Annotated in this window: 22 protein-coding genes and 1 pseudogene; 11 read left to right on the top strand and 12 right to left on the bottom strand. The window is 60.4% G+C overall.

Annotation, left to right across the window (positions count from 1 at the left end):
• Positions 1-93: 93 nt before the first annotated feature.
• The 5 genes from HFK74_RS02155 to dadA all read right to left on the bottom strand — a co-directional run bounded on the left by HFK74_RS02155 (position 94) and on the right by dadA (position 4,179).
• Complete coding sequence (locus HFK74_RS02155; protein ID WP_306669899.1) at positions 94-507, bottom strand: cytochrome c5 family protein; 414 nt, start codon at positions 505-507, stop codon at positions 94-96.
• 182 nt (positions 508-689) lie between these two features.
• Positions 690-1,238: a cupin domain-containing protein gene (locus HFK74_RS02150; protein ID WP_007947433.1), complete on the bottom strand. Its 549-nt coding sequence runs from the start codon at positions 1,236-1,238 to the stop codon at positions 690-692.
• 122 nt (positions 1,239-1,360) lie between these two features.
• Positions 1,361-2,440 carry an alanine racemase gene (gene alr, locus HFK74_RS02145; RefSeq protein ID WP_180202158.1) on the bottom strand — a complete coding sequence of 360 codons (1,080 nt, stop codon included), beginning with the start codon at positions 2,438-2,440 and terminating at the stop codon, positions 1,361-1,363.
• A 109-nt stretch (positions 2,441-2,549) separates the two neighbouring features.
• A complete protein-coding gene (locus HFK74_RS02140) occupies positions 2,550-2,903 on the bottom strand; it encodes a RidA family protein (protein ID WP_180202157.1) in 354 nt (117 codons plus the stop codon).
• Entirely contained in the window at positions 2,875-4,179 is a 1,305-nt protein-coding gene (dadA, locus tag HFK74_RS02135; protein WP_180202156.1) for a D-amino acid dehydrogenase, read from the bottom strand. The genes HFK74_RS02140 and dadA overlap by 29 nt, the downstream gene beginning before the upstream one ends.
• A 157-nt stretch (positions 4,180-4,336) precedes the next feature.
• On the opposite strand from dadA, the gene HFK74_RS02130 reads away from it, so the two are divergent.
• Positions 4,337-4,825, top strand: coding sequence for an Lrp/AsnC ligand binding domain-containing protein (locus HFK74_RS02130; protein ID WP_003177284.1), 489 nt, complete (start codon positions 4,337-4,339; stop codon positions 4,823-4,825).
• 115 nt (positions 4,826-4,940) lie between these two features.
• Here the strand turns inward: HFK74_RS02130 and HFK74_RS02125 are convergent, their stop codons facing one another.
• Positions 4,941-5,294, bottom strand: coding sequence for a YkgJ family cysteine cluster protein (locus HFK74_RS02125; RefSeq protein WP_180202155.1), 354 nt, complete (start codon positions 5,292-5,294; stop codon positions 4,941-4,943).
• Between the two features lie 146 nt (positions 5,295-5,440).
• Here HFK74_RS02125 and HFK74_RS02120 point away from each other — a divergent pair, with 146 nt between their 5' ends.
• The gene (locus tag HFK74_RS02120) at positions 5,441-6,754 is read left to right on the top strand and encodes an FAD-binding oxidoreductase (RefSeq protein ID WP_180202154.1); all 1,314 of its coding nucleotides are present in this window, start codon (positions 5,441-5,443) and stop codon (positions 6,752-6,754) included.
• Positions 6,755-6,868: 114 nt separating this feature from the next.
• Here HFK74_RS02120 and HFK74_RS02115 read toward each other — a convergent pair whose 3' ends face one another.
• Positions 6,869-7,114 (bottom strand): DUF1127 domain-containing protein, encoded by a 246-nt coding sequence (locus HFK74_RS02115; RefSeq protein WP_180202153.1) that lies wholly within the window; start codon positions 7,112-7,114, stop codon positions 6,869-6,871.
• A gap of 179 nt (positions 7,115-7,293) precedes the next feature.
• On the opposite strand from HFK74_RS02115, the gene HFK74_RS02110 reads away from it, so the two are divergent.
• Positions 7,294-8,727, top strand: a complete 1,434-nt coding sequence (locus HFK74_RS02110; RefSeq protein ID WP_180202152.1) for a PLP-dependent aminotransferase family protein — start codon at positions 7,294-7,296, stop codon at positions 8,725-8,727.
• Between the two features lie 60 nt (positions 8,728-8,787).
• Positions 8,788-10,356 (top strand): phospholipase D family protein, encoded by a 1,569-nt coding sequence (locus HFK74_RS02105; protein WP_180202151.1) that lies wholly within the window; start codon positions 8,788-8,790, stop codon positions 10,354-10,356.
• On the opposite strand, the gene HFK74_RS02100 is transcribed toward HFK74_RS02105, so the two are convergent.
• Together HFK74_RS02100 and HFK74_RS02095 are read right to left on the bottom strand one after the other, a co-directional pair.
• On the bottom strand, positions 10,353-11,498 hold the full coding sequence (locus HFK74_RS02100; RefSeq protein ID WP_180202150.1) for an MFS transporter: 1,146 nt from the start codon (positions 11,496-11,498) through the stop codon (positions 10,353-10,355). The two genes, HFK74_RS02105 and HFK74_RS02100, sit on opposite strands and share 4 nt — an antisense overlap.
• A gap of 250 nt (positions 11,499-11,748) precedes the next feature.
• The gene (locus tag HFK74_RS02095; RefSeq protein ID WP_180202149.1) at positions 11,749-13,242 is read right to left on the bottom strand and encodes an aldehyde dehydrogenase; all 1,494 of its coding nucleotides are present in this window, start codon (positions 13,240-13,242) and stop codon (positions 11,749-11,751) included.
• Between the two features lie 234 nt (positions 13,243-13,476).
• Here HFK74_RS02095 and HFK74_RS02090 point away from each other — a divergent pair, with 234 nt between their 5' ends.
• Together HFK74_RS02090 and HFK74_RS02085 are read left to right on the top strand one after the other, a co-directional pair.
• Positions 13,477-13,839, top strand: a complete 363-nt coding sequence (locus HFK74_RS02090; protein ID WP_008054608.1) for a cupin domain-containing protein — start codon at positions 13,477-13,479, stop codon at positions 13,837-13,839.
• 191 nt (positions 13,840-14,030) lie between these two features.
• Positions 14,031-14,306 (top strand): peptidase inhibitor, encoded by a 276-nt coding sequence (locus HFK74_RS02085; protein ID WP_180202148.1) that lies wholly within the window; start codon positions 14,031-14,033, stop codon positions 14,304-14,306.
• An 85-nt stretch (positions 14,307-14,391) separates the two neighbouring features.
• Here HFK74_RS02085 and rpmG read toward each other — a convergent pair whose 3' ends face one another.
• Entirely contained in the window at positions 14,392-14,547 is a 156-nt protein-coding gene (gene rpmG, locus HFK74_RS02080; RefSeq protein ID WP_007894709.1) for a 50S ribosomal protein L33, read from the bottom strand.
• 11 nt (positions 14,548-14,558) lie between these two features.
• Positions 14,559-14,792, bottom strand: a complete 234-nt coding sequence (rpmB, locus tag HFK74_RS02075) for a 50S ribosomal protein L28 (RefSeq protein ID WP_003176907.1) — start codon at positions 14,790-14,792, stop codon at positions 14,559-14,561.
• A gap of 446 nt (positions 14,793-15,238) precedes the next feature.
• Here rpmB and HFK74_RS02070 point away from each other — a divergent pair, with 446 nt between their 5' ends.
• On the top strand, positions 15,239-16,825 hold the full coding sequence (locus HFK74_RS02070; protein WP_180202147.1) for an ABC transporter substrate-binding protein: 1,587 nt from the start codon (positions 15,239-15,241) through the stop codon (positions 16,823-16,825).
• A gap of 114 nt (positions 16,826-16,939) precedes the next feature.
• Here HFK74_RS02070 and radC read toward each other — a convergent pair whose 3' ends face one another.
• The gene (gene radC / locus HFK74_RS02065) at positions 16,940-17,614 is read right to left on the bottom strand and encodes a DNA repair protein RadC (protein ID WP_180202146.1); all 675 of its coding nucleotides are present in this window, start codon (positions 17,612-17,614) and stop codon (positions 16,940-16,942) included.
• A 136-nt stretch (positions 17,615-17,750) separates the two neighbouring features.
• Between radC and coaBC the strand changes: the two genes are divergently transcribed.
• The 4 genes and pseudogenes from coaBC (at position 17,751) to argB (ending at position 21,923) form a co-directional block, all read left to right on the top strand.
• Positions 17,751-18,959 carry a bifunctional phosphopantothenoylcysteine decarboxylase/phosphopantothenate--cysteine ligase CoaBC gene (gene coaBC / locus HFK74_RS02060; RefSeq protein WP_180202145.1) on the top strand — a complete coding sequence of 403 codons (1,209 nt, stop codon included), beginning with the start codon at positions 17,751-17,753 and terminating at the stop codon, positions 18,957-18,959.
• 5 nt (positions 18,960-18,964) lie between these two features.
• Positions 18,965-19,420, top strand: coding sequence for a dUTP diphosphatase (gene dut / locus HFK74_RS02055; RefSeq protein WP_008054604.1), 456 nt, complete (start codon positions 18,965-18,967; stop codon positions 19,418-19,420).
• Positions 19,421-19,623: 203 nt separating this feature from the next.
• A pseudogene (locus tag HFK74_RS02050) lies at positions 19,624-21,000 on the top strand (phosphomannomutase/phosphoglucomutase); the annotation flags it as partial.
• Between the two features lie 17 nt (positions 21,001-21,017).
• Positions 21,018-21,923 (top strand): acetylglutamate kinase, encoded by a 906-nt coding sequence (argB, locus tag HFK74_RS02045; RefSeq protein WP_008047078.1) that lies wholly within the window; start codon positions 21,018-21,020, stop codon positions 21,921-21,923.
• Positions 21,924-21,959 lie beyond the last annotated feature (36 nt).

Genomic DNA, 21,959 nt, shown 5'->3' with positions numbered 1-21,959 from the left:
CGGGTCTTTGCTGCAATGAACAGCCTCGGGCGGCAAATTGCAGGCACAAAAAAGCCGCTCGCAAGCGGCTTTTTCGCGAAAGAGGCGGACGGGTTACAGGCCGGACATCTCTTTGATGGCGCCCTTGAGCTCGTCGTCGGAGCAGTCGGCGCAGGTGCCTTTTGGCGGCATCGAGTTGATACCGGTAATGGCTTTGGCCAGGATGCCGTCGAGGCCGCCCTGGTGATCGGCGCGTTCTTTCCACGCGGCTTTGTCACCGATCTTCGGCGCGCCCAGCAGGCCGGTGCCGTGGCAAGCATTGCAATGCTTGGCAATGACATCCTTGGGTGCCTTGGCACCACCGCCGCCGCCAGCCGCAGCGGCGACTTCCATGCCCTTGCACTCTTTGCCCTGGACACAGACCTGGCCGACTGGCTCAAGGCGCTTGGCGATTTCGTCGTTGGTCGCAGCTTGAGCGCTGACAGCCCAGAGGGCCAGTACGGTTGCTGGTGCGGCCAGCATTTTCATAATTAGATTCACGCGTTCACCCTCAATGGTGGCTAGTCACGCCTACGGCCACGGTTCGCAGGCGGGCGCAAGTATAGCGGTAAGCCCGCGACACTGAAACAACCCCAAAGTCGAAGGGGTCTTGTTGCGCAACGGTCAAACGTCTCGGGTGCCTCGGCCATGCTGGCAGGGCGCCTCTTTCCTTAAAAGTTCGCGGGTGTTGCTGCGCTGATTAGTCGCGCCGGCGCATCGAACGGATTACGGAAACGATGCGGCTTGGTACTTTCAAAGTAGTAGCTATCGCCAGCTTCGAGCACAAATGTTTCAAGCCCGACCACCAGTTCCAGTCGCCCTTCCACCAAAATGCCGGTTTCTTCGCCCTCATGGGTGAGCATCTCGTCACCGGTGTCGGCGCCTGGCGGGTAGATTTCATTGAGGAATGCGATAGCGCGGCTCGGGTGTGCCCGGCCGACCAGTTTCATGGTCACTGCACCATCGGAAATATCGATCAGCTCGTTGGCTTTGTAGACGATCTGAGTCGGTTTTTCCTGCAGGATTTCTTCGGAAAAGAACTCGACCATGGACATGGGAATCCCGCCCAACACCTTCCTCAGCGAACTGATCGAGGGGCTGACGCTGTTCTTCTCGATCATCGAAATCGTGCTGTTGGTGACGCCCGCGCGTTTGGCGAGCTCACGCTGGGAAAGACCTTTGAGCTTGCGGATTGATTGCAGTCGTTCACCGACGTCCAATGCAGGAGCCTCCAGGGATTCAGGTTGTTGGAATATTGAGCGTTATCATGGCGACAGCGTTCAGTATTTACAACACCTTGACCTGAATCCTGTTCGGCGAGGCGACTTCCGGTCCGGGCGGTTTAGCCCTCGCTCCCGGAATAGAGCATTGGCACCCGGCGCAGGTTGCAGAAGATCTGGTAAGGAATCGTGCCGGCGGCGATGGCCACGTCACTGGCGAGGATGTTTTTACCCCACAATTCGACGGTCGACCCCAGACCCGCTTGTGGAATGTCAGTCAGATCGACGCACAGCATGTCCATCGACACCCGGCCGATCAACTGGCTGCGTTGCCCAGCGACCAATACTGGCGTCCCGGTCGGCGCCAGCCGCGGATAGCCATCGGCATAACCCATGGCCACCACGCCAACGCGCATCGGCTTCTGGGTGATGAATTTGGCGCCATAGCCGATTGGTTCGCCGGCTGGTAATTCACGGACGCTGATCACCTTCGATTCAAGGGTCATCACCGGTTGCAGGCGCGAGGCCACGGCGTTGGCTTCCTCGAACGGCGTGGCGCCGTAGAGCATGATGCCCGGGCGCACCCAGTCGCTGGGAATCTGTGGCCAACCGAGCACCGCAGGGGAATTTCGCAGGCTGACCTCGGCCGACAAGCCCTGACGCGCCTCTTCGAAGACTGCGACCTGTTCGGCACTGGCCTGGCAGTTCAATTCGTCGGCACGGGCGAAGTGGCTCATCAACACGATCTTCGCGACCTTGCCGCTGGCCAGCAGCCGTTGATAACCCGCCTGATAATCCTTCGGATGCAGGCCGACCCGGTGCATGCCCGAATCGAGCTTGAGCCAGACCGTGATCGGCTTGCTCAATGCGGCTTTCTCGATCGCTTCGAGTTGCCACAGCGAATGCACCACGCACCAGAAATCATGCTCGACGATCAGCGACAGTTCATCGGCTTCGAAAAAACCTTCCAGCAGCAACACCGGCGCGCGAATGCCCGCCGCCCGCAACTCCAGGGCCTCTTCGATGCAGGCCACGGCAAACCCGTCCGCTTCGGCTTCCAGCGCCTGGGCACAACGCACGGCGCCATGGCCATAGGCATCGGCCTTGATCACCGCGAGGGCACGGGCCCCCGTGACTTCACGGGCGAGTCGGTAATTGTTGCGCAGGGCTTGGAGGTCGATCAGGGCACGGGCAGGACGCATGGCGGCAGACTTCTGGTCGGTCGTTGAAAAAAAAACCGGCGCTGCTGACGGCGTAAACCGCCAGTTGCACCGGAAGAGGGATCTTTATGAGCTGCTGATTTGAAGGCAGTTATGGCAGAGCGGCTACAACCGACAGCTCCACCAGGATTTCCGGTTCGCACAACTTCGCTTCAACCGTGGCACGGGCCGGTGCTACGCCTTTGGGCAACCACTGGTCCCACACCGCGTTCATGCCTTCGAAATGAGCGTCGATGTCTTTCAGGTAAATCGTCACCGACAGCAATTGATGCTTGTCGGTGCCGGCCAGATCGAGCAAACGCTCGATATTGGCGAGTGTTTCACGGGTCTGCTGTTCAATCCCGGCGTTCATGTCGTCGCCGACCTGCCCGGCCAGGTAAACCGTGCCGTTATGGGTGACGATCTGACTCATGCGCTCATTGGTGAGCTGGCGCTGGACTGACATGCTTTGCAGGCTCCTGGGTTTTGTTGCCATAACGGGAAATATCGAGGCCTTCGGCGCTGATCTGCGGCTTTCTCTTGGCCATCAGGTCCGCCAGCAAGCGGCCGGAGCCACAAGCCATGGTCCAGCCGAGGGTGCCGTGACCGGTGTTCAGGAACAGGTTCTTGAACGGGGTAGCACCGACAATCGGCGTACCGTCCGGCGTGGTCGGACGCAGGCCGGTCCAGAAGCTGGCCTCGGCCAGATTGCCACCCTGAGGATAAAGGTCGTTGACGATCATCTCCAGGGTTTCGCGCCGACGCGGGTTCAGCGACAGGTCAAAACCGGCGATCTCCGCCATGCCGCCAACGCGGATGCGGTTGTCGAAACGGGTGATCGCGACCTTGTAGGTCTCGTCGAGAATGGTCGAAGTCGGGGCCATCGCCGGGTTGGTGATCGGCACGGTCAGGGAGTAACCCTTGAGCGGATACACCGGCGCCTTGATGCCCAGTGGCTTGAGCAGTTGCGGCGAGTAGCTGCCGAGGGCCAGCACGTAGCGGTCAGCGGTTTCCAGCTTGCCATCGATCCACACGCCGTTGATGCGATCACCGGCGAAGTCGAGGCTTTGGATGTCCTGGCCGAAACGGAACTGCACACCGAGGTTAGCGGCCATTTCTGCAAGCTTGGTGGTGAACATCTGGCAGTCGCCAGTCTGGTCGTTCGGCAGACGCAGGGCGCCGGCGAGGATGTTGGTGACGCTGGCCAGTGCCGGTTCAACGCGGGCGATGCCTTCGCGGTCGAGCAGTTCGAACGGCACGCCAGACTCTTTCAGTACGGCGATGTCTTTCGCTGCGCCATCAAGCTGGGCCTGGGTACGGAACAGTTGGGTAGTACCGAGGCTGCGGCCTTCGTAGGTGATACCGGTTTCGGCGCGCAATTCGTCGAGGCAGTCACGGCTGTACTCGGACAGGCGCACCATGCGCTCCTTGTTCACCGCGTAACGGCTGGCGGTGCAGTTGCGCAGCATCTGTGCCATCCACAGGTACTGATCGATGTCGGCAGTGGCCTTGATCGCCAAAGGCGCATGGCGCTGCAGCAGCCATTTGATGGCCTTGAGCGGCACGCCCGGCGCGGCCCACGGCGAGGCATAACCCGGCGAAACCTGCCCGGCGTTGGCGAAACTGGTCTCCATGGCAGCAGCCGGCTGCCGGTCCACTACCACCACTTCAAACCCGGCACGCGCCAGATAATAAGCACTGGTGGTACCGATGACGCCGCTACCCAAGACCATAACGCGCATTTTCATTTCCCTCATCGCGGCTAACCGCTGACGTTTGTTGTTCAGAGCTTCGGATGTGCGCAGTTTAAAAAAGATTTACCAGTGCTTTTCACTATATAAGCGCCTATATTTGGCGACAATTCTCGGCAAAAACCCTTTTCACGGAGGCGCATCCCCTATGCGTACCAACACTCAGACCAAACGTGAGCTGGACAAGATCGACCGCAACATCCTGCGGATCCTGCAAGCGGATGGACGGATTTCCTTTACGGAGCTTGGGGAAAAGGTTGGGCTCTCGACCACGCCCTGTACCGAGCGGGTGCGGCGCCTGGAGCGCGAAGGGATCATCATGGGCTACAACGCCCGGCTCAATCCGCAGCACCTCAAGGGCAGTCTCCTGGTGTTCGTCGAGATCAGCCTCGATTACAAGTCCGGCGATACCTTCGAAGAGTTCCGACGCGCGGTGCTGAAGCTGCCCCACGTCCTGGAGTGCCACTTGGTGTCAGGAGATTTCGACTACCTGGTAAAGGCGCGGATTTCGGAGATGGCCTCGTACCGCAAACTGCTGGGCGACATCCTGCTCAAGCTGCCGCATGTGCGCGAATCCAAGAGCTATATCGTGATGGAAGAGGTAAAGGAGAGCTTGAGCCTGCCGATTCCGGATTGACCCTACATGGATCGTTCCCACGCTCTGCGTGGGAATGTGTCAACGGACGCTCCGCGTTCGGCTCTTGGGACGCAGAGCGTCCCGGGCTGCGTTCCCACGCAGAGCGTGGGAACGATCAAACCAGTACCTGCCGATTCGAGGCCATGTACTCAAAAACCTGCTTCTCGACACTCGGATGAATCAACTCCACCGGCCCGCGCCCATTCGGGCAAGGCAAGGTCTTGGTGGTACCGAACAGTCGGCAGATCAGCGGTCGCTCGTCATACACCGTGCAGCCGTTCGGCCCCAGATGGACGCAATTGAGTTCGTCCATCGCCGCATCCTGCTCGGCGCGGCTCTTGCGTGGCAGGCGGGACATTTCCTCCGGCGAAGTCGTTACCGGGCCACAGCAGTCATGACAGCCGGGGACGCACTCGAACGAGGGAATCTGCTGGCGCAACGTGCGAATTTTCTGACTGTTGCAGCTCATGCAAACCACTACCGTTTTCGAAACAGAAGCGGATTCTGACGTAAAAGCCCCGATCCAGACAGCACCGGCCGACCAGTGTTGCCCGCCTTAGAGGTCCGGCTTATGCTCCGTCAAATTTTCCAGACGCACGAATCAGGATCACGCACATGAATGGCCGTGCCCAGCAGCCTGCCCCGAATCACCGGCACACCGCCTCCTATTACGCCGCCAGCAGCCTGCCTCAGCCCGACTATCCGCTGCTGACCGGCGAACTCGTGGCCGACGTTTGCGTGGTCGGTGGCGGGTTCTCCGGGCTGAACACAGCGCTGGAACTGGCGGAACGCGGCCTGAGCGTGGTGCTGCTTGAAGCCCATAAAATCGGCTGGGGGGCCAGCGGCCGCAATGGCGGACAGTTGATTCGGGGGGTTGGCCATGGCCTTGATCAGTTTGCCAACGTGATCGGCACCGACGGTGTGCGCCAGATGAAGCTCATGGGCCTGGAAGCGGTGGAAATCGTTCGACAGCGAGTCGAGCGTTTCCAGATCCCCTGCGACCTGACCTGGGGTTACTGCGACCTTGCCAACAAGCCCCGCGATCTCGAAGGTTTCGCCGAAGACGCCGAAGAATTGCGCAGCCTCGGTTACCGCTACGAAACCCGCCTGCTGCAACCCCATGAGATGCACACCGTGGTCGGCTCCAACCGCTACGTCGGCGGCCTGATCGACATGGGCTCCGGGCATCTGCACCCGCTGAACCTGGCGCTGGGCGAAGCCGCCGCCGCGCAGCAATTGGGCGTGAAGCTGTTCGAACAGTCGGCCGTGACGCGCATCGATTACGGTCCCGAGGTCAAGGTACATACAGCCCAAGGCTCGGTACGGGCAAAAACGCTGGTACTGGGCTGCAACGCCTACCTCAATGGACTCAACCCCGAACTCAGCGGCAAAGTGCTGCCCGCCGGCAGCTATATCATCGCCACCGAACCCTTGAGCGAAGAACTGGCCCACGCGCTATTGCCACAAAACATGGCGGTCTGCGATCAACGGGTGGCGCTGGATTACTACCGACTCTCGGCGGATCGCCGCCTGCTGTTCGGCGGCGCCTGCCATTACTCGGGGCGAGATCCGAAAGACATCGCCGCCTATATGCGGCCAAAGATGCTGGACGTCTTCCCGCAATTGGCCAGCGTGAGGATCGATTATCAGTGGGGCGGGATGATCGGCATCGGCGCCAACCGTCTGCCGCAGATCGGGCGGCTCAAAGACCAGCCGAACGTGTATTACGCCCAGGCCTATTCAGGTCATGGTGTGAACGCCACGCACCTGGCGGGCAAGTTGCTGGCCGAGGCTATCAGCGGCCAGCACAGTGGTGGCTTCGATCTGTTCGCCCAGGTGCCGCACATCACCTTCCCCGGGGGCAAGCATTTGCGCTCGCCGTTGTTGGCGTTGGGGATGTTGTGGCATCGGTTGAAGGAGTTGGTCTGAAAGGTTCTCGGTGCCTGTACCGACGCTTTCGCGGGCAAGCCCGCTCCTACAATGGCATGCGCATTCTGTAGGAGCTGGCTTGCCAGCGAATGGATCTACCAGACTCCGCAAGAATCAGATCCGCCAAAAAGGCTTGAGCCCCTCCTCCCGCGCCTGCTCACGCGTCAGCCCGACATCCTTGAGCTGGGCGGGTGTCAGCTCCAGCAACGCCTTGCGCGTGTGCAGACGACACCAGAACCGATTCCAGCGCTTCAGGCCGGACGGCGCATTGCGCCTGTCCGCCTCGCGCGCGCCGTGATCCTGCCCTGCCGCCAGCTCCTGACTGTGTAACGTCAGCCGCACATCGCTCAAGCCGTTCATTTTGATTGCTCCTGTTTACTTGGGTAGCCAGAGCTTTCATGATGCGTGGACGGCGAAAAGCATTACAGATTCAACCAACCTGTATTATTTCCATACAGATTTGCCACCAGAAGCACTGAATCCTGATTTTTTGCCCCATCTGTACTGGTCAACCACATGACCTCTGACGAGACTGCACCATGACGCTCTACGTCAACCTCGCCGAGTTGCTCGGCACGCGAATCGAACAGGGCTTCTATCGCCCCGGTGACCGGCTGCCGTCGGTGCGGGCGCTGAGCGTTGAACACGGCGTCAGCCTGAGCACGGTGCAGCAGGCTTATCGCGTACTGGAAGACAGTGGGCTGGCCACGCCAAGGCCTAAATCCGGGTATTTCGTGCCGGTCAGCCGCGAGCTGCCCGAACTGCCAGCGGTGGGCCGCCCAGCGCAGCGACCGGTGGACATTTCCCAATGGGATCAGGTGCTGGAGCTGATTCGTGCGGTGCCGCGCAAGGATGTCGTGCAACTGGGTCGCGGCATGCCCGACATCACAACCCCGACCCTCAAGCCCCTGCTGCGCGGCCTGGCGCAACTCAGTCGCCGACAAGACATGCCTGGCCTGTATTACGACAACATCCACGGCAATCTCGAACTGCGCGAGCAGATCGCCCGACTGATGCTCGATTCCGGCTGCCAACTGGGCCCCGGCGACCTAGTAGTAACGACTGGCTGCCACGAAGCGCTGTCCACCAGCATTCGCTCCATCTGCGAGCCGGGCGATATCGTGGCCGTGGATTCGCCAAGCTTTCATGGCGCAATGCAAACCCTCAAGGGCCTGGGCATGAAAGCCTTGGAGATCCCCACCGACCCGCTCACCGGGATCAGCCTGGATGCACTGGAACTGGCACTGGAACAGTGGCCGATCAAGGCCATACAGTTGACCCCCAACTGCAACAACCCGCTGGGCTATATCATGCCGGAGTCACGCAAACGCTCACTGTTGACGCTTGCGCAGCGCTTTGACGTGGCAATCATCGAAGACGATGTGTATGGCGAACTGGCCTACAGCTATCCGCGCCCGCGCACCATCAAATCCTTCGATGAAGACGGTCGCGTCCTGTTGTGCAGCTCATTTTCCAAGACCCTCGCCCCCGGCCTGCGCATCGGTTGGGTCGCACCGGGACGCTATCTGGAACGCGTGCTGCACATGAAATACATCAGCACCGGCTCTACTGCGCCGCAACCGCAGATTGCCATCGCCGAATTTCTCAAGGCCGGTCATTTTGAGCCGCATTTGCGGCGGATGCGTACGCAATACCAGCGTAATCGCGACGCGATGATCGATTGGGTCACGCGGTATTTCCCCGCAGGCACCCGCGCCAGCCGCCCGCAAGGCAGCTTCATGTTGTGGGTCGAACTGCCGGAAGGCTTCGACACCCTGAAACTCAATCGCGCCTTGCACGATCAGGGCGTACAGATTGCCGTCGGCAGCATCTTTTCCGCCTCGGGCAAATATCGCAATTGCCTGCGCATGAACTACGCTGCCAAACCAACGGCACAGATCGAAGAAGCCGTGCGCAAGGTCGGGGCCGCCGCCATCAAGCTATTGGCGGAGACCGACGGGCTGATCGACTGACCTTTCTGCGCAGACCAGCGTCCATATGCCAACATCTGCCGCCAATCGGAACGGTCCCACGTGAGAGTCAGACAGCCCCTGCTTGCTCTGGTGTTACTTGCTTCGTTCCTTGGCGGCTGCGCCAGTTTCGACGTGCAGCGCGAACCGAGCCAGGCGCTGCCGGCGAGCGCTTCGGCATTTGGTCGTTCGGTCCAGGCCCAGGCGGCGCCCCACGAAGGCAAGTCCGGCTTCCGCCTGTTATCGGACAGCACCGAAGCCTTCACCGCCCGCGCCGAACTGATCCGCAACGCCCAGGGCAGCCTAGATTTGCAGTACTACATCGTGCATGACGGCGTCAGTACGCGAATGCTGGTGAAAGAAATGCTCAAGGCTGCTGACCGCGGCGTGCGTGTACGCATTCTCCTCGACGACACCACCAGCGACGGCCAGGACGTCACCATCGCCACCCTCGCAGCACATCCCCAGATCCAGATTCGCGTATTCAACCCGTTGCACCTGGGGCGCAGCACCGGCGTGACGCGCACCATGGGCCGCCTGTTCAACCTGTCGCAGCAACACCGGCGCATGCACAACAAGTTGTGGCTGGCCGATAACAGCATGGCCATCGTTGGCGGGCGCAATCTGGGGGACGAGTATTTCGATGCCGAACCAAATCTGAATTTCACCGATATCGACATACTCGGCGTCGGCCCCGTCGCCGAGCAGCTGGGCCACAGCTTCGACCAGTACTGGAACAGCGCCTTAAGCAAACCGGTCGAACAGTTCCTGTCGAGCAAACCGACCGCACAGGACCTGAAGAACACCCGGACCCGACTAGAAGAATCCTTGGAAGAATCACGCAGGCAGAACCATGCGCTCTTTCAGCAGTTGATGAAGTTTGCCACTGACCCGCGCCTGGATACCTGGCGCAAAGAGCTGATCTGGGCCTGGAACCAGGCATTGTGGGACGCACCGAGCAAGGTGCTGGCGGACGGCGAGCCAGACCCGCAGCTGCTGCTGACCACCCAATTGGCGCCCGAGCTCAATGGCGTCAGTAAAGAACTGGTGATGATTTCGGCCTACTTCGTGCCCGGTCAGCCGGGCCTGGTGTATCTGACCGGCCGCGCCGATGCCGGCGTGTCGGTGAGGTTGCTGACCAATTCACTGGAGGCCACCGACGTGCCGGCGGTGCATGGCGGCTACGCCCCGTATCGCAAAGCGTTGCTGGAGCATGGCGTACAACTCTTCGAGCTGCGCCGCCAGCCCGGCGATGAAGGCGGCAGCGGGCCTCGCCTGTTTTCTCGCAGGTCCTATGGCGAGTCAGACTCCAGCCTGCACAGCAAGGCGATCGTCTTCGACCAGCAAAAATCCTTCATTGGCTCATTCAACTTCGATCCGCGCTCGGTGCTGTGGAACACCGAGGTTGGCGTGCTGGTGGACAGCCCGGAGCTCGCGGCCCGGGTGCGCGAACTGGCATTGGAAGGCATGGCGCCGCCCCTGAGTTATCAGGCGCGGCTGGAGAATGGCCAAGTGGTATGGGTGACCGAAGACGACGGCAAAATGCACACCCTGACCGAGGAACCGGCGAGTTGGTGGCGACGTTTCAATGCTTGGCTCAGCAATACGGTCGGGCTGGAGCGCATGCTCTAGGCCGGTTCGACCACCCTACCAAACGCCCCTTGGCGCGACAGCAGAATCACCAGGCCAAGCGCCCCCGCCGCCATCAGCAAAGGCAACGCATGCCCGCTGATCCACTGGCTACCGGCACCGGCGATCAACGGCCCGAGCAGACAACCGATCCCCCACAGCTGTGCGATGTGGGCGTTGGCCCGAACCAGCGCGTCGTCGCGATAACGCTCGCCAATCAGGATCAGCGACAAGGTAAACAGCCCGCCAGCACTGGCACCGAACAGCACCCATAGCGGCCAGATCAGCAGGGTGTCGATCAGCAACGGGATCGCCAGGCTCGACACCAGCAGGACCACCGCACACCAGGTGAACAGTGCGCGGCGCGACATCCGGTCGGCCAGTGCGCCGATCGGCAATTGCAGCAAAGCATCCCCCACCACCACCGTGCTGACCATCGCCAGGGCGATTTCCGTGGTGAAGCCCTGCTGTAGGCAATACACCGGCAGCAACGTCAGGATCATGGCTTCGAACGCCGCGAACAGCGACACCGCCCAGGCAATCGCCGGCAACCCGCGACAGAAGGTCAGCAAATCACCGAAGGTCACGCTGCAGGCTTCGCTACTGGGCGCGCCACTGCGGCCCAACAGCAGCAACGGTGCCGCCACCAGCAATCCAACGCCGACCCAGAAGCCATAATCGTGCTCGGTGCCCAGGACGCCCAGCAGTATCGGCCCGGCCAACTGGCTTAACGCATAACTGCTGCCGTACAGCGCTACCAGCCGCCCGCGCCACTCTTCGACCACCAGCTGGTTGATCCAGCTCTCACCCAGGATGAACACCAGGGTCAGGACCACGCCGATCATCAAGCGCAGCACCAGCCAGATCGGGTAGCTGGGCAACAACGCCAACAGACCGATGGACACGGCCCCTCCCCACAAACACAGGCGCATCAGATTGGCCGTGCCGAGACGCGCCGCCAGATGACTGGAAATCTTCGCACCCAACAACACACCAATGGCCGGCATCGCCGCCATTACACCGATGGCAAACGAGCCGTAGCCCCAGCTTTCCAGGCGAAACGACACCAGCGGCATGCTGACACCCAGGGCCAGGCCGACACTCAAGACAGACGCCAACACGGCGAAATACGTCGCCCAACGCATGTTCCACGCTCCTGTGGATAATTTTTGTACAGCACAAAACACTGTGGGAGCGAGCCTTTGTGGCGAGGGGATTTATCCCCGTTGGGTCGCACAGCGGCCCCAAAACCTGCAACAGCGGAGTATCGATACACCGCTTGCACTGGCTTTGCGACTGCTTCGCAGCCGAACGGGGATAAATCCCCTCACCACAAAGGCTCGCTCCCACAGGGGATCTGCGTTGAGCCCCGGCATAGCCAGGGCTCGCGTCACATTACAACTTGATCCAGGTCGCCTTCAGCTCGGTGTACTTGTCGAACGCGTGCAGCGACTTGTCGCGACCGTTGCCGGACTGCTTGAAGCCACCGAACGGCGCCGTCATGTCGCCGCCATCGTACTGGTTGACCCAGACGCTACCGGCGCGCAGTGCGCGGGCGGTCAGGTGAGCCTTCGAAATGTCGGCAGTCCACACCGCTGCGGCCAGGCCGTAAGGCGTGTCGTTGGCGATGGCGACGGCTTCTTCGGCGTTGTCGAAGGTGATGACCGACAACACGGGCCCGAAGATTTCTTCCTGGGCGATTTTCATCGCGTTGCTCACGCCGTCGAAAATGGTCGGCTCAACGTAGGTGCCGCCCGACTCCTGAAGCGTACGCTTGCCACCGGCCACCAGCTTGGCGCCGTCGGCATGGCCAGACTCGATGTACGACAGCACGGTGTTCATCTGCTGGGTATCGACCAGCGCGCCGACGTTGGTCGCCGGGTCCAGCGGGTTGCCAGGCTTCCAGCCTTTCAGGGCCTCGATCACCAGCGGCAGGAATTTATCCTTGATGGAGCGCTCCACCAGCAGGCGCGAACCGGCAGTGCAGACTTCGCCCTGGTTGAAGGCGATGGCACCGGCAGCGGCTTCGGCGGCCTCCTGCAGGTTCGGCGCATCGGCGAACACGATGTTCGGGCTCTTGCCACCGGCTTCGAGCCAGACGCGCTTCATGTTCGACTCGCCGGAGTAGATCAGCAGTTGTTTGGCGATCTTGGTCGAACCGGTGAACACCAGGGTGTCGACATCGTTGTGCAGGGCCAGGGCCTTGCCGACGGTGTGACCGTAACCCGGCAGCACGTTGAGCACACCTTTCGGAATACCGGCTTCAACGGCCAGGGCGGCGATACGGATGGCAGTCAGCGGGGATTTTTCCGACGGCTTGAGGATCACCGAGTTACCGGTGGACAGCGCCGGGCCGAGTTTCCAGCAGGCCATCATCAACGGGAAGTTCCACGGCACGATGGCGCCGACAACGCCGACGGGCTCGCGAGTGACCAGACCCAGCTGATCGTGCGGGGTAGCCGCCACTTCGTCGTAGATCTTGTCGATGGCTTCGCCGCTCCAGCTCAGGGCTTGCGCCGCGCCGGGAACGTCGATGTACAGGGAGTCGCTGATCGGCTTGCCCATGTCCAGGGTTTCAAGCAGGGCCAGCTCTTCGGCGTGCTGTTTCAGCAGGCCGGCGAAACGAATCATGGTGGCTTTGCGCTTGGTTGGCGCCAGGCGCGACCAGACGCCGGAATTGAAAGTGGCGCGAGCGTTTTCAACAGCGCGCTGGGCATCGGCGGCGTCACAGCTGGCGATCTTGCCCAGCAGGCGACCATCGACCGGGCTGATGCACTCGAAGGTCTCGGAGGAGACGGCATCGGTGTATTCACCATTGATGTAGGCGCGGCCTTCGATCTTCAGATCGCGAGCGCGTTGTTCCCAGTCGGCACGAGTCAGGGTGGTCATGCGAGTGTCCTCCTCTTATTGAATACGACACCCGCGTTCTGCGCGGGTGCTGTCAGGAATTCTGCCCCGTCGGCCTGCTGACGGCCGAAGGCAACCACCACCCTAAACCAGCGGCAGGTGAAGTTTCAATATATTTGACATAAGGCCGGCAAACGGCCTTGCGATGTTCATTTTAATAAACATAGACTTTGGTTCTTTCAACCACTCGCGTCGCAATCACGGGGGAATACAACAATGAGCATCCAGAACATCGTCGACTTCAGCCAGGCCACCACTGCCGTCGAACGCTATCGCCCAGACCCGGCGAAAGTCCTCAAGGGCGATCCCGAGCAAGCAGTGTACAACCACTACAACAGCCCTTGCGGCCAGTTGAATGCCGGCGTGTGGGAAGGTGCCGTCGGCCAGTGGCTGGTGAATTTCACCGAGCATGAATACTGCGAAATCGTGCAGGGTGTTTCTGTGCTGCGTGACAACGACGGCAACAGCAAAACCGTACGCGCGGGTGACCGCTTCGTGATCCCGGCCGGGTTCCGGGGTACCTGGGAAGTGCTGGAACCTTGCCGCAAGATCTATGTGGCGTTTGAACAGAAGGCCTGAGGATTTGCTCTGCCAAGGGACACGCGCAACAAAAAAGGCCCGTATCTCGTGATTCGGGCCTTTTACTTTTTACTGACAGAAAGGCCGCACAACAAATAATTACCGCACCAAATCGTTGCCTGTAGCGAATGCTGATACCCCTCCCGGCGAAGGGAGCCTCAACACCATCGTTCACAAGGAAGCGAATACACATGAACAGGATTTCAACCACCACCCTGCTGGCGACTCTTATTTTTACAGCCACCTTGATGCCGGCATATGCAGAAGAACCCGCACCGCGATGCTATGCGCAGCGAGCGGACTTCCTCATCGGCAAACACCTGACACGTGAAGTCAGGGAGCAGGCACGCGTGGCAGCACGTGCGTCTACGGTCACAGTCAACTCTCTCAGTCAGGAGTTTGACCCCGAGCGCCTTCGTATCATTACCGATTTCGACGAGGTAATTACTCGAATGTACTGCGGTTGATGGCTGGGCATTCTCCGTTCATCAGTCAACAAAAAAGGCCCGTATCTCGCGATACGGGCCTTTTTCGTAAGTCGGGAAAAATCAATTACTTGATTTTGCCTTCCTTGTAGATCACGTGCTTGCGAACAACCGGATCAAATTTCTTGATCTCGATTTTGTCCGGGGTAGTACGCTTGTTCTTGTCGGTAGTGTAGAAGTGACCAGTACCGGCGCTCGAAATCAAACGAATCAATTCACGCATGATTAGCTCCCTTAGATCTTGCCAGCAGCGCGGATTTCGGCCAGCACGACAGTGATGCCACGCTTGTCGATGATACGCATGCCTTTGGCAGATACGCGCAGACGCACGAAACGTTTCTCTTCTTCAACCCAGAAGCGGTGATGCTGCAGGTTCGGCAGGAAACGACGACGGGTTTTGTTGTTTGCGTGGGAAATGTTATTCCCAGTTACCGGACCCTTACCGGTAACTTGACATACTCTAGACATGCCTCAGCCCTCTAAAACCACATGCCCAACCCGGCATGGGTTGGCCGCTTAATCTCTAGTCATTGTGGCGCCAGGCGCCGCGATTCTTTAGAGGTCTTACCGGCTACACCTACAGTGAAGGAACCGGGCCCCTAGAAAAGAGCGCTGCTTTATACCAGAAAGACTGGAGAGCAACAACATTCGGTGTGCGCTGAATTGATAAAAAGCCCATTTTTCAGGCGCCAGGCGCCTTGGATCAAGGCTATCGTCGATTGCGACCGCTCGTCGCAGAGAATCTTACCGACAGGCCAATCCAGCGTTTTTCCAACCAGCGCTCACCAGAATCAGTCGGCTATAGTCCCCTGAAAACGAAAAAGGGGATAGTCATTTGCAATCCAGCCCACTAGGGTAAGCCTTTTCCAGACTGCACTTGCAGATGGGCCTTCGATCTGTAAAGGAACCCGACCATGCGCCTCGCTGCCCTACCGCTGTTGCTTGCCCCGCTTCTGCTGGGCCCACAGGCCTACGCCGCCGCCCTGAGCGTCTGCACCGAGGCCAGCCCCGAAGGGTTCGACGTGGTGCAATACAACTCGCTGACCACCACCAACGCCTCGGCCGACGTGCTGATGAACCGCCTGGTGGACTTCGACACAGCCAGCGGCAAAGTGGTCGCCAGCCTCGCGGACAGCTGGGAGGTCACGCCGGATGGCCTGACCTACGTCTTCAAGTTGCACCCGCAGGTGAAATTTCATCGCACCGACTACTTCAGCCCAACGCGCGAATTGACTGCCGAGGACGTGAAGTTCAGCTTCGACCGGATGCTCGACCCGGCCAACCCTTGGCATAAAGTCGCCCAGAGCGGCTTTCCCCATGCCCAATCGATGCAATTGCCCGCATTGATCAAGAAGATCGACGCGCTGGACCCGCTGACCATACGTTTTACCCTTGATCACCCGGATTCGACCTTTCTCGCCACCCTGAGCATGGGCTTCGCCTCGATCTACTCGGCCGAGTACGCCGACAAGCTGATGAAAGCCGGCACGCCGGAGAAGCTCAACAGCCAGCCGATCGGCACTGGCCCGTTCGTTTTCACGCGATTCCAGAAGGACGCCACCGTTCGCTACAAAGCCAATGCCGAGTACTTCGGCGGCAAGCCTTCGGTCGACCCGTTGATCTTTGCCATCACTCCTGACGCCAACGTGCGCCTGCAGAAATTGCGCCGCAACGAATGCCAGATCGCCCTGTCGCCCAAGCCCCTGGATGTCCAGGCCGCGCTAAAAGAGCCGACGCTGAAAGTCGAAAAAACTGACGCCTTCATGACCGCGTTCGTTGCCATCAACAGCCAGCACCCCCCGCTGGACAAACCTGAAGTGCGCCAGGCGATCAATCTCGCCTTCGACAAGGCCAACTACGTCAAGGCCGTGTTCGAAGACACCGCCGAACCCGCCAACGGCCCCTATCCGCCCAACACCTGGAGCTATGCGAAAACGTTGCCGGGTTACCCGCACGACATCGAGAAGGCCAAGGCGTTGATGGCCAAGGCAGGGCTCAAGGAGGGCTTCCAGACAACGATCTGGACCCGCCCTTCCGGCAGCCTGCTGAACCCTAACCCGAGTCTCGGCGCCCAACTGCTCCAGTCCGATTTGGCGGAAATCGGCATTCAAGCCGAAATCCGCGTGATCGAATGGGGCGAGCTGATTCGCCGCGCCAAAGCCGGCGAACACGACCTGCTGTTCATGGGCTGGGCCGGTGACAACGGCGACCCGGACAACTTCCTCACGCCGCAGTTTTCCTGCGCGGCGGTCAAGTCCGGTACCAACTTTGCCCGCTATTGCAACCAGGACCTGGACAAGTTGATCAGCGCCGGCAAGACCACCGGCGAGCAAGGTGTGCGCAGCAAACTCTACGAACAGGCCCAGACGCAGATCCAGCAACAGGCATTGTGGCTGCCCCTGGCGCACCCAACCGCCTTCGCCCTGACCAGCAAGAGTGTCGAGGGATACTCGGTCAGCCCGTTCGGCCGTCAGGACTACTCCAAGGTCAACATCAAGTAGTCCTCCTCAACACAAAACCTGTAGGAGCGAGCTTGCTCGCGAAGGTGTCCATTCAGTCACTGAGTACGTTGACTGACACGACGCCTTCGCGAGCAAGCTCGCTCCTACAGGGGTTCACATCCACCCATACTCCGCCATCGACAGCGGGTTGCCATCGCCGATGATGAAATGGTCAAGCACCCGCACATCGATCAGGTCCAGCGCCTTTTGCAGACGCTTGGTCAACAGCCGGTCGGCCTGGCTGGGGTCGGTGTTACCCGACGGATGGTTGTGGCAGAGGATCAGTGCCGCCGCATTGTGAGCCAGTGCACGCTTGACCACTTGCCGCGGATGAACGCTGGTGTTGTCGATCGAGCCGCGGAACAGCACCTCAAATGCCAGCACCTGGTGCCTGGAGTCGAGAAACAGGCAGCCAAACACCTCGTGGGGCTCATGACGAAGCATCGATTTGAGGTATTCACGCACCGCCTGCGGATTTTCCAGCGCCGACTTTTCCCGCACACGCTCGGCCAAATGGCGCCTGCTCATTTCTTGAGCAGCCTGCAACTGTGCGAATTTCGCCGGCCCGAGGCCCAATTGCCTGCTGAACGTTTCCTGGTCGGCCTCCAGCAGTAAACGCAGGCTGCCAAACTGATTCAACAGGTGTCGCGCCAGATCTACGGCACTTTTACCCACCACGCCGGTGCGTAAAAATATCGCCAGCAATTCGGCATCCGAAAGACTTCCCGGGCCCTGTTCAAGCAACCTCTCCCGCGGCCGTTCCGACGTCGGCCAATCGCGAATACTCATAGTACCTCCCTGTCTGTGGGCGCCGCTGTTCCGTAGCGGTCGCTGTGATATCGTAGCCCATCTTTTTTGCGGGCGATTTCACTCCTGGGGAGGGGGTATCGCAACGCAGTCATCAACGAAAATGAAAGGCAGGCCTATGCAGCGGCTGTATCGGAAACGCATTGTTCTGGGCGTGGGCGGCGGTATTGCCGCCTACAAGAGCGCCGATCTGGTTCGCCGCCTGATCGATCAGGGCGCCGAAGTGCGTGTGGTCATGACCCGTGGCGGCGCCGAGTTCATCACCCCGCTGACCATGCAGGCCCTGTCCGGGCATCCGGTCCACCTGGACCTGCTGGACCCGGCGGCAGAAGCGGCGATGGGCCATATCGAACTGGCCAAATGGGCCGATCTGGTGCTGATCGCACCTGCCACCGCAGATTTGATCGCGCGTTTGGCCCAGGGCATTGCCGATGACCTGCTGACCACGCTGGTGCTGGCCACCGACGCAGTGGTTGCCGTGGCTCCGGCGATGAACCAGGCAATGTGGCGCGACCCAGCCACCCAGGCCAACCTGCGAACCCTCGAAAGTCGCAGCATCAAGGCCTTCGGCCCGGCCTCCGGCAGCCAGGCCTGCGGCGACGTCGGCCTGGGGCGCATGCTCGAAGCCACGGAGCTGGCGCAATGCGCGGCAGACTGCTTCCAGCGTCAGGCACTGACCGGCAAGCACGTGCTGATCACCGCCGGCCCGACCCAGGAAAACATCGACCCAGTGCGCTACATCACCAACCACAGCTCCGGAAAAATGGGCTTTGCCCTGGCCGAAGCGGCGGTTGAAGCCGGCGCCCGCGTCACCTTGATCACGGGCCCGGTGCATCTGCCGACCCCGGACCGCGTTACGCGCATTGACGTCGTCAGCGCCCGTGACATGCTCGCTGCGTGTGAAGCTGCGATTCCTTGCGACCTGTTTATCGCCTCGGCAGCGGTCGCGGATTACCGCCCGGAAGTCGTCGCACCACAGAAACTCAAGAAAGATCCTACGAACGGCGACGGCTTGTTACTACAAATGGTGCGCAACCCGGATATCCTGGCCAGCATCGCCACACGCCCCGACCGTCCGTTCAGCGTCGGTTTCGCCGCCGAAACCGAACACCTGCTCGACTACGCTGCCCGCAAGCTGAAAGACAAGAACCTCGATTTGATCGTCGCCAACGACGTCGCCAACCCGAGCATTGGCTTCAACAGTGAAGAAAACGCCTGCAGCGTGATCGACCGTGAACTTCACGCCACACTCTTCGCCCAGACCAGCAAGAGCAAGATTGCTCGCCAGCTGATCACTTTTATCGCCGAACGTCTGAACCAGGTTTAATTTACATGCACGCTTTGCAAGCCAAGATCCTCGACCCCCGCATCGGTACCGAATTCCCGCTGCCGCAGTACGCCACACCAGGCTCCGCCGGCCTCGACCTGCGCGCCATGCTGGAGCAGGACATCGTGATCAAGCCGGGTGAAACGGTACTGATCCCCACGGGCCTGTCGATCTACATCGGCGACCCCAACCTGGCGGCGCTGATCCTGCCGCGCTCCGGCCTGGGCCATAAACACGGTATCGTCCTGGGCAACCTGGTCGGGCTGATTGACTCCGACTACCAGGGACCTCTGATGGTCTCGTGCTGGAACCGTGGCCAGACCGACTTCACCATGGCCGTCGGCGAACGCCTGGCGCAACTGGTGCTGGTGCCGGTGGTGCAGGCGCATTTCGAGATGGTTGAAGAGTTCGTCGAAACCCAACGTGGTACCGGCGGCTTCGGTCATTCCGGCAGCCACTGATTCGTTCTCTCTACGCCTGAAATCAAGGGATTGACCGGCACAAAAGCCGCTCGCGTCGCTGGCATGGCCTTTTCGCACCACGAACTCTGCGCGAAAAACGCCGTCATACCTTTCAGTTTGAACCTGCCCGCGAGTCATTCGCAGGCAGGTCCAGCCACTTTCAATATGGAGCATTTCCCCAGATGAGCACCCCAGTGCGCGTTGCCCCCAAGTTCCCCGACAGCATTTTCCGCGCCTATGACATACGCGGCACCGTCCCGGAATTTCTCAACGCCGAAACGGCTTACTGGCTCGGTCGCGCCATCGGTGCCCAGAGTCTGGCCCAGGATGAACCCAATGTGTCCGTTGGCCGTGACGGCCGCCTGTCCGGCCCGGAGCTGGTTGAACAACTGATACAAGGCCTGGCAGACAGCGGCTGCCACGTCAGTGACGTCGGCCTGGTGCCAACGCCGGCGCTGTACTACGCCGCCAACGTACTGGCCGGCAAGTCCGGCGTGATGCTCACCGGCAGCCACAACCCGTCGAACTACAACGGCTTCAAGATCGTCATTGCCGGCGACACCCTGGCCAATGAACAGATCCAGGCCCTGCATGATCGCCTCAAGACCAACGACCTGAGCAGCGGCAAGGGCAGCATCACCCGGGTCGAGATCCTCGACCGCTACAACACTGAAATCGTTCAGGACATCAAGCTCGCCCGCCGCCTGAAAGTCGTGGTGGACTGCGGTAACGGCGCGGCGGGCGTGATTGCCCCACAGCTGATCGAAGCGCTGAACTGCGAAGTCATCCCGTTGTTCTGCGACGTAGACGGCAATTTCCCCAACCACCACCCGGATCCGGGCAAGCTGGAAAACCTGGAAGACCTGATAGCCAAGGTCAAGGAAACCAATGCTGACCTGGGCCTGGCCTTCGACGGCGACGGCGATCGCGTGGGTGTGGTCACCAACACCGGCAGCGTCGTGTTCCCGGACCGCCTGCTGATGCTGTTCGCCAAGGATGTGGTAGCACGCAACCCCGACGGGGAAATCATCTTCGACGTCAAATGCACCCGCCGCCTGATCCCGCTGATCAAGGAATACGGCGGTCGTCCGCTGATGTGGAAAACCGGTCATTCGTTGATCAAGAAGAAAATGAAACAATCCGGCGCCCTGTTGGCCGGCGAAATGAGCGGGCACATCTTCTTCAAGGAGCGCTGGTTCGGTTTCGACGACGGCATTTACAGCGCCGCGCGGCTGCTGGAGATCCTCAGCAAGGAAAAAATCACCGCCGAAGAGTTGTTCGCGACCTTCCCGAACGATATTTCTACGCCGGAAATCAATATCCATGTGACCGAAGAGAGCAAATTCAGCATCATTGATGCATTGCACGACGCGAAGTGGGGCGAAGGCGCCGACCTGACCACCATTGACGGCGTGCGAGTCGACTATGCCAAAGGCTGGGGCCTGGTACGCGCCTCCAACACCACTCCGGTGCTGGTCCTGCGTTTCGAGGCCGATGACGAGGCTGAATTGCAACGCATCAAGGACGTTTTCCACGTCCAGCTGAAGCGTGTTGCACCTGATCTCCAACTACCGTTCTGATTCACCCGGAGCCCTGAATGACCCTCGAACGCGAAGCCGCCGCCAACACCGCCAAGGTCCTGTCCGAAGCGCTGCCTTACATTCGCCGCTATGTCGGCAAGACACTGGTGATCAAATACGGCGGCAACGCGATGGAAAGCGAGGAGCTGAAAACCGGCTTCGCCCGCGACATCGTGTTGATGAAGGCCGTGGGTATCAACCCGGTCGTGGTTCACGGCGGCGGCCCGCAAATCGGTGATCTGCTCAAGCGCCTGTCGATCGAGAGCCACTTCGTCGACGGCATGCGCGTGACCGATGCCGCGACCATGGACGTGGTCGAGATGGTCCTCGGTGGCCAGGTCAACAAGGACATCGTCAACCTGATCAACCGCCACGGCGGCAGCGCCATCGGCCTGACCGGCAAGGACGCCGAGCTGATTCGTGCGAAGAAACTCACCGTCACCCGCCAGACACCAGAGATGACCACCCCGGAAATCATCGACATCGGCCATGTTGGCGAAGTCGTCGGCATCAACACCGACCTGCTGAACCTGCTGGTCAAAGGTGATTTCATCCCGGTGATCGCGCCAATCGGCGTTGGCGCCAATGGCGAGTCGTACAACATCAACGCCGACCTGGTGGCCGGCAAGGTGGCCGAGGCGCTGAAAGCCGAGAAGCTGATGTTGCTGACCAACATTGCGGGCCTGATGGACAAGTCGGGCACGGTCCTGACCGGCTTGACCACCCAGCAGGTCGATGACCTGATCGCCGACGGCACCATCTATGGCGGCATGCTGCCAAAGATCCGTTGCGCGCTGGAAGCCGTCCAGGGCGGAGTGGGCAGCTCGCTGATCATTGATGGTCGGGTGCCGAATGCGATTCTGCTGGAAATCTTCACCGATACCGGTGTGGGCACCCTGATCAGCAATCGCAAGCGTCCATAAGCGACAGCGCAAACCAAAAGACCCCGCTCAGCCTGG

The sequence above is a fragment of the Pseudomonas sp. SbOxS1 genome (genome assembly GCF_013416725.1).
Taxonomy (GTDB): Bacteria; Pseudomonadota; Gammaproteobacteria; order Pseudomonadales; family Pseudomonadaceae; genus Aquipseudomonas.
This window is presented reverse-complemented; position numbering and strand designations above follow the sequence as displayed.

Bases quoted from the DNA above. Each gene is read 5' to 3' on its own strand.
- HFK74_RS02155 (WP_306669899.1), bottom strand. From the start codon at position 507: ATGAAAATGCTGGCCGCACCAGCAACCGTACTGGCCCTCTGGGCTGTC.
- alr (WP_180202158.1), bottom strand. From the start codon at position 2,440: ATGCGTCCTGCCCGTGCCCTGATCGACCTCCAAGCCCTGCGCAACAAT.
- HFK74_RS02140 (WP_180202157.1), bottom strand. From the start codon at position 2,903: ATGTCAGTCCAGCGCCAGCTCACCAATGAGCGCATGAGTCAGATCGTC.
- dadA (WP_180202156.1), bottom strand. From the start codon at position 4,179: ATGCGCGTTATGGTCTTGGGTAGCGGCGTCATCGGTACCACCAGTGCT.
- HFK74_RS02130 (WP_003177284.1), top strand. From the start codon at position 4,337: ATGCGTACCAACACTCAGACCAAACGTGAGCTGGACAAGATCGACCGC.
- HFK74_RS02125 (WP_180202155.1), bottom strand. From the start codon at position 5,294: ATGAGCTGCAACAGTCAGAAAATTCGCACGTTGCGCCAGCAGATTCCC.
- HFK74_RS02120 (WP_180202154.1), top strand. From the start codon at position 5,441: ATGAATGGCCGTGCCCAGCAGCCTGCCCCGAATCACCGGCACACCGCC.
- HFK74_RS02115 (WP_180202153.1), bottom strand. From the start codon at position 7,114: ATGAACGGCTTGAGCGATGTGCGGCTGACGTTACACAGTCAGGAGCTG.
- HFK74_RS02110 (WP_180202152.1), top strand. From the start codon at position 7,294: ATGACGCTCTACGTCAACCTCGCCGAGTTGCTCGGCACGCGAATCGAA.
- HFK74_RS02100 (WP_180202150.1), bottom strand. From the start codon at position 11,498: ATGCGTTGGGCGACGTATTTCGCCGTGTTGGCGTCTGTCTTGAGTGTC.
- HFK74_RS02095 (WP_180202149.1), bottom strand. From the start codon at position 13,242: ATGACCACCCTGACTCGTGCCGACTGGGAACAACGCGCTCGCGATCTG.
- HFK74_RS02090 (WP_008054608.1), top strand. From the start codon at position 13,477: ATGAGCATCCAGAACATCGTCGACTTCAGCCAGGCCACCACTGCCGTC.
- HFK74_RS02085 (WP_180202148.1), top strand. From the start codon at position 14,031: ATGAACAGGATTTCAACCACCACCCTGCTGGCGACTCTTATTTTTACA.
- rpmG (WP_007894709.1), bottom strand. From the start codon at position 14,547: ATGCGTGAATTGATTCGTTTGATTTCGAGCGCCGGTACTGGTCACTTC.
- rpmB (WP_003176907.1), bottom strand. From the start codon at position 14,792: ATGTCTAGAGTATGTCAAGTTACCGGTAAGGGTCCGGTAACTGGGAAT.
- HFK74_RS02070 (WP_180202147.1), top strand. From the start codon at position 15,239: ATGCGCCTCGCTGCCCTACCGCTGTTGCTTGCCCCGCTTCTGCTGGGC.
- radC (WP_180202146.1), bottom strand. From the start codon at position 17,614: ATGAGTATTCGCGATTGGCCGACGTCGGAACGGCCGCGGGAGAGGTTG.
- coaBC (WP_180202145.1), top strand. From the start codon at position 17,751: ATGCAGCGGCTGTATCGGAAACGCATTGTTCTGGGCGTGGGCGGCGGT.
- dut (WP_008054604.1), top strand. From the start codon at position 18,965: ATGCACGCTTTGCAAGCCAAGATCCTCGACCCCCGCATCGGTACCGAA.
- argB (WP_008047078.1), top strand. From the start codon at position 21,018: ATGACCCTCGAACGCGAAGCCGCCGCCAACACCGCCAAGGTCCTGTCC.